Genomic DNA, 12,797 nt, shown 5'->3' with positions numbered 1-12,797 from the left:
GGGCACCTAAATATTCTTATGTGTCAGTGCAACACATAAAAATGAAAACATAAGCCGAATAACTGTAGGACATTGACTTAAAAATGTGAGGCCAGTACCAATCTAAGCGCTGTTGGGCACGGTACTGACAAGAATGGGCATTATTATAAGGTTATTTTGACTGTTTGATAACTTTTGTCGTGATTTACATCACAATAGGATTCGACACTTTGTGCATTTTGGTCGAATCCAAGCTCAACTGCTGCAACTACAGCCAATTTGTTGTGTTAGTGTGCAGCCGTGAAGAAAAAGGCTTGTCTTTTAAAAAAATCTTCGCTAGTATGCTTTGCGTCTGAACTTGTTGATAAATAACACATTCAGAATATAGGGCCTATAGCTCAGTTGGTTAGAGCAGCGGACTCATAATCCGTTGGTCCACAGTTCAAGTCTGTGTGGGCCCACCAGTTTTTTGTAATCATATGCACAGTTTTGTAATGATTTAATATATAAACCCATGAATTATAATGATTCATGGGTTTTTTATTTCTGCTTTTTGCACAACTATGTTTGGCTATGCACAGCTTTATTTGGCCCTCTTGTGTATCCAATCTTGTATCCGATACTCTTTCTGCATTACTCGGATACAAGAGATTCTGCTATGAAAAGAACGGCTTTAGATAACATCAAACAAATCAAAGATACCCATCTTCTTAATCTTGAACCTGAGGATAAGGAGTATCGTATTTCATGTGATGCTGGGCTTTATTTTCGTGTATCACCAAAAGGGAAAAAAACTTGGCAAGTCCGTTTCAAGGATGAGGTTGGGAAGTGGAAGTGGCATAGTATTGGAAGTTATCCGCAGTTATCGCTTGTAGCAGCTAAACTTGAAGCTTCAACTATTTTTCTCAAGTTACAGCAAAATGAAAAAGTATTAACAAAAAAAGAAATTGAATTGCAAAAGATTGAGGAACAACAACTTAATTTAAAAAGCTTGATGTATGACTGGCTTGATACTAAGAAAACAACTTGGGCTGCAATAACAATAAAGAAAGAAACTCAATCAATTGAAAAACGTATCTTATCTGTTTTTGGTGAATTGGATTTCACCAAAATTTCACCTCAACAATGGCTGACATTTTTTCAGGATATGCTTAGAAGTGAAAGTATTTACAATCGTGTAGAGAAACTAGTTTCACATTGTCGCAATGCCTATGATCTTGCAAAGTTTCATGGACAAATAGAGTCGAACCCTTTGGATGGAATTTTAAAGTATCTTGATAAAGGCAGTAAAGGGAATATGAAGCATGTCAGTCTTCAGGAATTACCCGAGTTGGTGCAGTCTATTCGAGGCTATAAGAATGCCCGTACCGCGATTGCTTTGGAGTTACTCGTTATTCTATTCCCACGACCCCAAGAATTACGCTATGCGAAATGGCAAGATTTTGATTTTGAGAAAAAAATATGGATAAAGCCTGCCGTAACTATGAAATGTGGTATTAGCCATGTAGTACCATTACCACGGCAAGCAATTCAATTGTTATTAGAGTTGAAAAATATTAGATCAGTATCTGACTTCTTATTTCCAAGTCGAGATAGCCTTGCACAGCCAATGAGTGAAGCAACTTTAAATAATGCTTTAAAAAATCTTGGTTATCGAGGCCGTCAAAGTCCACATGGATTTAGACATATTGCAAGTACTGCCTTAAATAATCAATTCAGTGATAAAGAACAGGTTATTGAAGCTTGTTTAGCGCATAAAAAACAGGGTGTAAAAGCTGTTTATGACAAAGCTACACATTTAGAAGAACGAATTGAAATTATGCAATGGTGGGCCGACTATCTCAGTAATGTTACTGATAACATTAAAGCCGTAGCATAATTTTTTAATAAGACAAGGCTCGTCCCTAAGGGATCGAGCCTAATGCATTTGTTAACGCTCTTTGTTGAGCAGATGATTACGCCTGTTCTGGCGGTTCAATTTTTTCATGCCGACTGAGGCCATATTCCATTTCATATTTCTACTGCTAGGCAATAGTTTTATGCTTGTCTAATTTGGAAGAACAAGCCACGATTTTTTCATGCTGGTGTAGCATTATCCCGATTTATGTCTCAGGCAAACCCGTATAAGTTTATTTTCATCAGTGACCAAACTTCAGAATACTTACACTGTACCAATCTCGGCCTAGTCAAGGAGACCAATCCCCGACTGAGAAACACGACCAGTGTTCCATTAACCTTTCTTTTCTACATATTGTCCAACATGCTCACACATGTGCCGACTCAAGTTTTAGCAATGAGCATCCCGACTGAAAAAAATCGAAATGTTTTAGGATTCGCTTTAAGCTAGCTATCTCATTTAATACAAATCTTACTATGAAGATTGGTATCACAATTTCCGCAAGTAAATACTTGCTTTATATGCGCTACTCACCATCGCTCCCACACTGAAAAAAATACAGCAGACTTTTAACCAATTTAAGCCTTTTTATTCAGTGCTTCCCAAGTTATTTCAAAGTGTCTTAATGTGCAGACCGCTTATCCTCTCGCCTGTATACATGCTTCCTGTTTCCCCCGACCGTAGTTCCTTAAAAAATATCGGGATATGATGTATACATAACTTTGTAAAGGGTAAAACTCTTACACTCCAATCAGCATCTATCGATTAATGCCGTTACACGTTTAAGCTATCCAACGACCCATTCAGCTTGCGCAGAATGGTGCCAGCTTTTCCAGCGTTAGCCTCAAAGCCCTAGTACCTTACGGCACTCTCAGCAGCCATCGTGATTGGAAATGAGCATACTTTTCCAAGTAAAAAACTTGTTCGATCAAGCATACACATTCAGCTATTAACGGAGACTATCGCACATCCTATGCTGCTCCTGACTGTATCACTTTGAACAGGGTTTCAATGTTCCACTATTTTCATAATTTCACACCTAACTTGGCTATTACTAACCAAATGACCATTTCACGATAAATCGCTTATAGGCTCCCGTTTCCTTGTCGCCCAACCACTTTTTATTTGCTTGGAACTCTTAAAAAGTGAATGAACGGATAGAAAAAGGATATTGCAATCCTCTAGCCCCCGTTGCAACGTACCGAGCGAGGTTTCCCCAGCAGTCCGCTACATCGACAATATGAAGATGGTTAGTCTTATATTCAGGGCAATATGTATCAAAGTTTTTGAATGGTGGTCAGCCATTCAAACCACTTCAAAAAAAGAAAGTTGGAATGGATGGTCAATCCACAATTCGATTGATATGCAGCCATATTATCAAAGTTAATCTAATATATCAATAATATTGATATATTATTTAAACAAGTATAAGATTTGCTGATCAAGTTTCGTAATGCGCACTAGGAACTACTTTATTGTCACCTTACAACGTGAGGTGACAGTGCTAGCGCAATTTGGTTAATGCTGATGGCTGACGCACTCAGCAAAATGGGAAATGTAGAGAAAATTATTGTTGATGAACAATTCAAAAATGGATGAAGAAATTTCGACTTAAGTGGATTGTTGATTGACATGAAAAGTGCATAGTTGGATGACATAAAATGATTGATTACAGCCCCCACACAAAATACACCGCACAAAAAATTCAAGATAAGGTCACAAGAGGATCATATTTTTATTGCAAATTTATAGTGCAAACTGAGTTAGGTAAAATTGATATTGAAAAGATTATTCATAAATTAACCGAACGCTATTCATTAAATTTAACCAGTCGGCAAAGAACATATCGACTAAAACAAGGATTACCTGTTGCTGATCTCATTGTTCAAGACATTCTTTATAAAGATGAGTGGTTATTTATCTTGTTGGTCAAAACCCCTAATAGCCATCGTCACAGCAAAGAAACCATAGGCAAAGTGACTTCAACAACTAGTTCGGCATATACATCAAAAGATAAAATTGCTGAACTTGAACCTGTCATCTGGGACAAAATTACAGTCGGGCAAGAATTAACTTTTATCCGTCAATACTATAAAGACAATGAACAATTTAATTTCATATTGAATAAACCTTATCTATGCTTAGATTTTGGAAAATATGAGGCTGAATTAGTACGGTTAAGCCATAAAAAATATGCTGAACATCAAACTAAGTTTTACCGTAAAAGTAATAAGAATTTCTCATGGACGTGGCGATTTAAGAAAACTGAAATAGAAAAACAAAAAAGAGAATTAACCCAAATTCTCAATCGAGTGATTTCACAGAAAGATCAGACCAAAGCGGTAAATGATCTTCTTGCATGGCAGCATTATTTCAAAGTTTATGCAGTATTCAGAGGCAATCGACAACAGGCGGGACGTTTATATACCTTCGGGAAACTGTTCTTTTTCAGTCGGAAAAGACAACGGTGGGATCAGGCGCAAATGCCGGTGATGGACTTAACAATCATCGCGCGGTATGAAACCTATGCGGATTCTTATACTGAGTATTGTATGCGTAGATATTTTTATGAATCGTTTGAAGTTGAACTTCCACGAGAGATTTCAACAACGGAAAATTGGCAGTTAATCAATGAATACATTGAAATGCAGGATTTATGAAAAAGTATCAAATATGCTTATATTTCAAATATTATATATTTGTTTTTTTGATATTTAGGGCTGTTTGATTAATAAAATCTAATACTTCCTTCTGCTGTAATTCAGTTAAAAAATGGAGTTTTGTAACAAGTTCTGCCATTAAATTATCTTCAATAAAGAAGTAAGCTACGGGTACTTCTAAAACTTCAGCTATTTTTATAGCCATCAGAAGATCAGGTGCATACTTTCCTGTTTCATATTGATTCATTCGAGCACTAGCCGAAGCTTCATCAATGCCGGCAAGTATGCCTAATCGTTCTTGAGAAAGCTTCTTCGCTTTGCGAGCAACCTTTAAACGCATTGAAAATACATTGGATTTTTTGCTTTCCATATGTTTAATAATCAATTCAAAACTAAGATTCTCTTAGTTTTGAATTGATAAATTACTAAGGATTGCTTAGTATTATGATCAGCATAGCTATACTTTTATAATATTGATTAAACACTCAGAGGGTAAAATGAATAAGAATTTTTTATTTTTAGCGATTTCTTTCGTCTTAATTAACACAACAGGCTGTCAACATATCCAAACAGCAGCAGACAGTACGGTAGGTGCCATATCGAAAGGAGTAAACGCCTATGATGGCTGGGTAAGTAAAGGTACTCAACGCGTATGGGATGAAATGTCAAATACAGAAATACGAAACAAATTTTTAGTCCTTTCAAATAACTCTAATAATAATGTAATTGTTCTAAACCCATCATTGATCAATGATAAATTTAAATTAGAAAAACGTACAATGGGTTCAATTCATTTAGAAAAATATATTAATCATGAAGCAAACTTTAGCGAAGCTAATCGAAAAATTAACAATGGTATTTATATTTCAGAAAAAGATTTAGCCTCAAAAATGTTTATTGAACAAGCATTAGCAAAAGGACATCAAGTCCGTATGTATAAAAAGAACATTAATAAAGATTTGAACAATGGATTAGTACAATCCATTAGCGAGTTTAATGGTGCTGCTAATCGCTATGATGTCGACCCTGCCTTTGTAGAGTTTGATAAAAATGGTAGTCCTGTAGCGATTATGACGCGTTCATGGCAAACAATTTCAGCTATCGGTGTCGATAGCCGCATATACACTAATATTTATTTTGCTCAAGATGCTTTGCGTTGGTTTGAAAATAATTTTTCAAATCGTTATTTAGAAGACTCTTTCATTCGTGTATATAAATAGAAAAAACTTTTTATAAATAGATTATGTCATTGCTTTTTCTTTCTAGAGTGGCTTTGTTGTATAAATACATAAAACACTGATTTTATTATGTTTTAATTTAGGTTAAATTTTAATCAAAACCTTTAAAATCATATAATTATGCAACAAATCCTTCTAGAGTTAATAATCTTCTGCGGATTTTGAGTTAAACACCTTAACTTTTTAATATTTATAAGAGAATTTTTAATTATGCTTAAAATTAGATCGACATTATTAATGCTTACTTCAACTCTTTTAATAGTCAGTTGCTCAAAGGATAGTAATCCCCATGTTCAATCACAAAGTCAGAGTAACGAAAATAGAGCTATTGAGAAAGTAGCTGAAAAAATAGCCCCAGAAGATGATCCTACTTTAAAAGGTACACCTGTTTTAGGCTTTAAGTTAAGGGATTCGACCTTTGATTCAGTAAAGAAGCGATTAAATAATTATAAAATAAATGGTGAGTCCTATGCTGGAGGACCAGTTTTAGAAAATGATGGTACTGGTTTTGATATAGATGGTCTGCTATTTACTCAGTTTGGTTTTGATAAAAATCAAAATTTAGTTTATGTGGGGATGACACTAAGTGAAAATAACCATATGTCAAAAGAGACATACAAAAAAATTGTGAGTTATGTGCAGAAAAATAATTACAAAATTATTCGTGAAAAAGCACCTTTTGTTGGCGATCAAGAAAAAGTATTTCTTACTCCAAACAATGAAATGATTACAGTTAGTGCTCCACATATGGGGGGCTTTAAAGTAAATATTGAATATGTTACTCAAGAATTTGAACAGCAAAGAACTCAAATAAATCAAGAAAGTCAACAGAAAAAAAACCAGTCAGAAGCGGCTAATTTTTAAGGAGTACATGTGTGAAAAAATCAATACTATTCACTGCATTTTTCATATTTTTTACTGTAAGAGCAGAGGCAACAACTCTTCAGCAGCAGATTAATAACCATGTACAAGTATCTATAAAAAATTTGAATTTAGAAAGCAAAAAATATGCTATTGATTCAGACTATTTTAAGTTTTCTCTAAAATCTAAGGAAGTTACCACTGCTGATATTAATAACGATGGAATTAAAGATAGAATTATAGTGCTTAATTTTTGTGAAGAAACGACTTGTCATCCAACAACAATGAGTTCAGAAGTAGCCGTTTTTATTGGTAAAAAAGATCAAAAATTTAACTTCTTAGACTCAAAATATTTTGCTGTGACAGCGAGTATTCAAAAAGATAAGAAGGGAAATATTAACGTTCATCAATATGATTATTTTGAGGATGACGGACATTGCTGTCCTAGTCGTTTAACTAAATTTGATCTTACCGTTAAAGATGGGAAATTAATTTCTAGTAAAATAAATTAAATCTATTACTTTCAGAATCTTATTTTAAATTAATGTGCTCTAGGATATTTTTTTATGTATCATTTTATTAATACGGCTTTAACATTGTGTGTAACAGTAGCATCTTCATCTGTAATGGCAGCCCCACAACTATTTAATGTAGAGCTAAAAGGTGCAACACGTGATCAAATTCGCTCAGCATTGCAAAATACCAATGTTAAAGTAGTTCGTGAAGACAACAACTACTGGATAGATAAATACAATTCCAATGCTGTATTAGAAGGTACTACAGAATTAAATTTTGGATATACATCCAATGGAAAATTTGCTTATGCAGAATATAAATTTCCCGTATTTATGGACTCAGGAAAAATTATAGAGGTTGCAAATTTTGTTTCATCAAAATATGGAAAACCGAGCCAACGCTCAGGAAATCCTAGTCTTGGAGAAGCAAGTTTTACCTGGAATTTTAAAAATGGTATGAGTATTACGGCATATCGTGGTTGGCCTGATACTACAACGTATTTGAATTACACAGATAAAATAAATTATTCAAAAATGAACACTGAAATAAAAGCTGAACAAAAACGACAACTTCAACAGAAAGTTCAACAACAGGGATCTGCATTTTAAATGAAGACTTATTGTTGAGTATGTTTCCTTATTTCCATATACACATTGGTGTTATTTTATGAACAATTAAGATTAACATAGCAGGTCTTGCACAGCTCGCTTAGCTTCAAGATGTGATTTTAACTCTACTTAGTAATCAGTGAAATTAGCCTCTTTAGCAGGAACTTTGACCATTCATGATTAAGACTGAAAAGACGGATTCATTCAAACTGACTTATATATATTTCTTTCCAGTGGTTTTTTTCCCATTTTTGAATATTTATCAATTTAGAAATGATACCGATATTAAATCTTGGTTATTTAGAAATTTACTTGTCAGTTTTATAGTTATTTTGATTCCACTTTTTCTTACTTTAAGTAGGATTTGTTGCATAAAGATTGCATAATTATATGATTTTAAAGGTTTTGATTAAAATTCAACCTAAATTAAAACATAATAAAATCAGTGTTTTATGTATTTATGCAACAAAGCCCTTTAAGTATGATGATTACAGACTAATATAACTAGTCTGCTAGTCTAGAGCCTTAAAATTTATTCTTTTTAAAATCCTTTTATTTTTTAGGGAGGAGCTTGCCAGTTTCCACGTCATATCTCAAAAACTGAGGATTGGAAATTAATTAATGCATATATTGATGCTGAATATGACCAACTTTAACAAATAATCTTATTATTTGTTTTACTTATTTTTCTTGGTTTAATTATCTATAGTTTTGATATAAGGCTTAATTTAACTTATGATGTATGAGTCCATTTATCACTTTTATATTAAAATAAAACCAATATAATCAATAATACTGATATGTATTTAGTACGACAAATCCTGTCTTCTTCCCTTCAAATTTGCTGAAAAATTTTTATTTATCGGTACACTAGTCATGTTTTATTCTTTTCATCGGACTTATATAACAATGACCCAAGCACAACTTCAACAACTACAAAAACAACTGTGGAATATTGCCAATGACCTCCGTGGCAAAATGGGTGCAGATGAATTCCGTGATTACATGCTGGGCTTTATTTTCTTTAAATATTTGTCTGAAAAGTCTGTTAATTTTGCCAATGAGCTGTTGGATGGCGAAGATATTACTTTCCTTGAGCTTGATGAAAGTAATAATAAGCATGTGCCATATATCGAAGAAATTAAAAAGAACTCGATTAATGAAGTGGGCTATGCCCTATCCCCTAAGCAATTGTTCCATACCATCGCGGAACGTGGTCGTCAGGGTGAATTCATCCTTGATGACATTACAGCGACTTTAAAAGCCATTGAACAAAGCACTTTAGGTTCTGACTCTGCCGATGACTTTGCCAATCTGTTTGAAGACCTCGATTTAAACTCGACCAAGCTAGGTAACACGGCGAATGACCGTAATGAACTGGTTGCCAAAATTCTCAGTCATTTAGACAAGATTGATTTTGATATTTCCAATACTGAGTCGGATGTATTGGGTGATGCGTATGAATATCTGATTGGTGAGTTTGCTTCAGGCGCAGGTAAAAAAGCTGGAGAATTTTATACGCCTCAAACGGTGTCTACCCTACTTGCCAAAATCGTCACCCAAGGCAAGGAGCGTTTACGTTCGGTGTATGACCCGACTTGTGGTTCAGGTTCGTTATTGCTACGGGTAAAACGTGAAGTAAAAGATGTCGATATGATTTACGGTCAGGAAATGAACCGTACCACCTACAACTTGGCGCGCATGAACATGATTCTGCATGACGTGCATTTTGCCAAGTTCGACATCAAGCAGGAAAATACTTTAACCCGTCCGCAGCATTTAGATAAAAAGTTTGATGCGGTGGTGGCTAATCCGCCATTTTCTGCAAAATGGTCAGCCGATCCATTATTTTTACAGGATGAACGCTTTGCAGCTTTCGGTAAACTGGCGCCAAGTTCCAAAGCCGATATGGCTTTTGTGCAGCACATGCTGTATCAACTGGATGACAATGGCACCATGGCGGTGGTGTTACCGCATGGCGTATTATTCCGTGGTTCGAGTGAAGGCGTGATTCGTCAGTATTTGATTGAACAGTTGAATGTGGTGGATGCCATTATTGGTCTACCCGCCAATATTTTCTATGGCACTTCGATTCCGACCTGTATTTTGGTGTTGAAGAAAAACCGTGAGCAGAGCGGCAATATTCTGTTTATTGATGCCAGCAATGAGTTTGAAAAGCAGAAGAACCAAAACAAGTTATTGCCTGAGCATTTGGATAAGATTGTTGCAGCATTTGAAAAGCGTGAAAATATTGAAAAATATGCGCATGTGGCGACTTTGCAAGAAGTGAAAGATAACGACTACAACCTGAATATTCCGCGTTATGTGGATACCTTTGAAGCGGAAGCCGAGATTGATTTAGATGCCATTGCAAAACAGCTTCAAGCTTTGGAACAAGACAGCCAAAAGACCGATGCCGTGATTAATGGTTTCTGTGCCGAGCTAGGCATTGTTTCGCCTTTTGCGGAGGTGAAGTAATGGCTGCGCCAAAATTAAGGTTTAAAGAGTTTGATAATCAATGGGATAAAATAAAGATTAACGATCAAGCCCAAACTGTTACAAGTGGCTCACGTGATTGGGCTCAATATTATTCTGAATCTGGTGATAAATTCATTCGTATGACCAATCTTGTACGAGATGGAATTTACTTGGATTTATCAGATTTAAAATTTGTTCAGTTGCCTAAAGATTCAAATGAAGGAAAAAGAACAAGTTTAAAATTTGGCGATATTTTAATTTCTATTACCGCTGAATTGGGTAAATTAGGTTGGATTCCCGAAGGTTTAGGAACAGCTTATATTAATCAACATACTGCCTTGGTGAGAATGAAAGACAGCGTTGATTCTAAATTCATTGCTTATAGTCTTTCGACTGAAAAATATAATAATAAGCTTAATAGCTTAAATGACTCAGGCGCAAAAGCAGGATTAAATCTTGGAACTATTAGAAACTTTGAGTTAATTGTTCCTCCAAAAGAAGAACAAACCAAAATCGCTTCTTTTCTTTCCGCAGTGGATGAAAAGATTAGTCAACTCACGCAAAAACATGCGCTGCTCAGCCAATATAAACAAGGCATGATGCAAAAGCTGTTTAGTCAGCAGCTTCGTTTTAAAGCGGATGATGGGAATGAATTTGGGGAGTGGAATAAAGTTCTTTTAGGCGATTGTGTTGATATTTTAACTAACGGACTTTCATTAGATCAAAATATGAATGGAAATGGTTTTAAAGTAACTCGTATAGAAACGATCTCAAATTTTAATATTGATTTGAGCCGAGTTGGATATGTCGATACACAATCTGATATTTCATCATACAGATTGGAAATTGGTGATATTTTATTTAGTAATATTAATAGCATAGCGCATATTGGTAAGGTGGTATATATAGATAAAGACTATGATATTTATCATGGAATGAATTTGTTGAGAATTCAGTTCAAGAAAAATTTAGATAAAAAATTTATGTTTTATGAACTGTCTCAAAAAACATTTAAACAGCATTTTGAATCAATCGCTAATAAAGCTGTAAATCAGGCAAGTATCAATCAAACTGCTTTGAAAAAGACAGAATTATGCGCCCCATGTTTAGAAGAACAAATCAAAATCGCCAATTTCCTCTCTGCGATTGACCAAAAAATTGAAGTCGTGGCACAGCAAATAGAACAAGCTAAAACTTGGAAAAAAGGCTTGTTGCAGCAGATGTTTGTTTAATTTTTTAAAGCCAAATCTTATAGGGAGGTTTGGCTTTTTTGTATTTTATAGAGGGTGGAAAATGAAAAAGCTATTCATAAATTTAATACTTTGTAGCAGTACATTATTTACTGTACCAATGGCAGTCGCAAATACAAAATTCTCAGTCGCTGAGATGACAAAGGTGCAATTAGATACTTTGAGCTTTAAAGAACTTATGCGCCAGTTTTACAGTGGTCAAATGACTCGTGGCTATATTGATGATGAAGAAATTAGTAAAATGCCATATGTTGCATTGGGGCAGGCTGGTGAAGATGAAAATACAACTGTCGCTCTCATGCACCCAGTGCTTGAATATAAAAATAATGCTAATCAAACACGTTATTTGGTCATGATCGAAAAAATTAAAGTAAGTGACGATGGGATTGTTGTGACGTGTCATGCCTGTACAGGTGGAGCTGATTTATTTAGCTTTAAAAAGCTAAATAGTGGTCAGTATCAGTTAGTCAGTCGAAGTAAAGAGGATGCTGAATTTTCAGGTAGTTGGGGGCGAGTTGGTATTGATTTAAATGAGATTTCTGAAAATATTAAACCTTTAGGGAAAAACTTAGTAGGTAGTATTTTCAAAAATGGATATACCAGCACTGGAACAACAGAAACATGGTGGGAAGCATTGCATCTTCCTGAAAATGATTTTATCAATAGCTACAGTATTGCAGATGCAGGAGCAGACAATAGCGGCAGCTATGATGAAGACTCCCCTTTACATTATGCTTATGAAGGGCTTATTGAAGTGGTGAATAATGGGGATGCTTATTTTCCTATTAAAGTGACTTATTCTGGTGAAAAACCTACAGAAGATTATGAGCATATCCGTAAGGTTAAATATAGTAAGCAGATTGAATTTAATCCTATCAAGAAAGAATATAAGTGATTGGTAATCATTAAATTTAGAGCGTTAATTATGAAAAAATTATGTATTTTCTTATTACTTATAGTACCTAGTTTAAGTTTTGCACAGACATTTTATTATGGTGAGCCTGCAACTATTTCAGGCAAATTGCTTCGAATTAAAAGCCTGCACCCAAATCAAGAGGCATTTGGAGGTAATCAGATTGCGGTGACTTTAAATCAGCAGATTAATGTTGATGGTGAAGAAGGTTTGGTTAAAACTAAACTCATTCAATTAGTTGATAATGATCCACGCTATTCCTCGTTGTTTAGAAAAGAAGGAAAATCGGTGCAAATTAAATGTAGTGAGTTATTTAGAAGTCATACAGGTCATCACACCACAAAAGTTTTATGTGTTGTGGATTCAGTGAAATATAAATAATAGAGATATTAAAAAT

Annotated in this window: 11 protein-coding genes and 1 tRNA gene; 11 read left to right on the top strand and 1 reads right to left on the bottom strand. The window is 34.7% G+C overall.

Annotated features, from left to right (window positions below):
- The first annotated feature begins 366 nt into the window (after positions 1-366).
- From FTU34_RS02855 to FTU34_RS02845, 3 genes are all read left to right on the top strand, one after another.
- Positions 367-443: transfer RNA gene (locus FTU34_RS02855), tRNA-Ile, on the top strand.
- Between the two features lie 194 nt (positions 444-637).
- Positions 638-1,858, top strand: coding sequence for a tyrosine-type recombinase/integrase (locus FTU34_RS02850; protein WP_180034668.1), 1,221 nt, complete (start codon positions 638-640; stop codon positions 1,856-1,858).
- 1,679 nt (positions 1,859-3,537) lie between these two features.
- Positions 3,538-4,536, top strand: coding sequence for a hypothetical protein (locus FTU34_RS02845; RefSeq protein WP_180034667.1), 999 nt, complete (start codon positions 3,538-3,540; stop codon positions 4,534-4,536).
- 31 nt (positions 4,537-4,567) lie between these two features.
- On the opposite strand, the gene FTU34_RS02840 is transcribed toward FTU34_RS02845, so the two are convergent.
- Entirely contained in the window at positions 4,568-4,906 is a 339-nt protein-coding gene (locus FTU34_RS02840; protein ID WP_180034666.1) for a helix-turn-helix transcriptional regulator, read from the bottom strand.
- A gap of 127 nt (positions 4,907-5,033) precedes the next feature.
- Here FTU34_RS02840 and FTU34_RS02835 point away from each other — a divergent pair, with 127 nt between their 5' ends.
- The 8 genes from FTU34_RS02835 (at position 5,034) to FTU34_RS02800 (ending at position 12,781) form a co-directional block, all read left to right on the top strand.
- On the top strand, positions 5,034-5,756 hold the full coding sequence (locus tag FTU34_RS02835; protein ID WP_180034665.1) for a hypothetical protein: 723 nt from the start codon (positions 5,034-5,036) through the stop codon (positions 5,754-5,756).
- Between the two features lie 255 nt (positions 5,757-6,011).
- Positions 6,012-6,638: a hypothetical protein gene (locus FTU34_RS02830; protein ID WP_257226206.1), complete on the top strand. Its 627-nt coding sequence runs from the start codon at positions 6,012-6,014 to the stop codon at positions 6,636-6,638.
- Positions 6,639-6,649: 11 nt separating this feature from the next.
- Positions 6,650-7,147 carry a hypothetical protein gene (locus FTU34_RS02825; RefSeq protein WP_180034663.1) on the top strand — a complete coding sequence of 166 codons (498 nt, stop codon included), beginning with the start codon at positions 6,650-6,652 and terminating at the stop codon, positions 7,145-7,147.
- A 54-nt stretch (positions 7,148-7,201) separates the two neighbouring features.
- Positions 7,202-7,759: a hypothetical protein gene (locus tag FTU34_RS02820; RefSeq protein WP_180034662.1), complete on the top strand. Its 558-nt coding sequence runs from the start codon at positions 7,202-7,204 to the stop codon at positions 7,757-7,759.
- A 909-nt stretch (positions 7,760-8,668) separates the two neighbouring features.
- Positions 8,669-10,237 carry a type I restriction-modification system subunit M gene (locus tag FTU34_RS02815; RefSeq protein ID WP_180034661.1) on the top strand — a complete coding sequence of 523 codons (1,569 nt, stop codon included), beginning with the start codon at positions 8,669-8,671 and terminating at the stop codon, positions 10,235-10,237.
- Positions 10,237-11,469, top strand: a complete 1,233-nt coding sequence (locus FTU34_RS02810; RefSeq protein WP_180034660.1) for a restriction endonuclease subunit S — start codon at positions 10,237-10,239, stop codon at positions 11,467-11,469. The genes FTU34_RS02815 and FTU34_RS02810 overlap by 1 nt, the downstream gene beginning before the upstream one ends.
- Before the next feature lie 61 nt (positions 11,470-11,530).
- Positions 11,531-12,382: a hypothetical protein gene (locus FTU34_RS02805; RefSeq protein WP_180034659.1), complete on the top strand. Its 852-nt coding sequence runs from the start codon at positions 11,531-11,533 to the stop codon at positions 12,380-12,382.
- Positions 12,383-12,412: 30 nt separating this feature from the next.
- Complete coding sequence (locus FTU34_RS02800) at positions 12,413-12,781, top strand: DUF4431 domain-containing protein (RefSeq protein WP_180034658.1); 369 nt, start codon at positions 12,413-12,415, stop codon at positions 12,779-12,781.
- Positions 12,782-12,797: the final 16 nt, after the last annotated feature.

It is taken from the genome of Acinetobacter sp. YH12094 (assembly GCF_013419295.1).
Taxonomy (GTDB): Bacteria; Pseudomonadota; Gammaproteobacteria; order Pseudomonadales; family Moraxellaceae; genus Acinetobacter; species Acinetobacter amyesii.
This window is presented reverse-complemented; position numbering and strand designations above follow the sequence as displayed.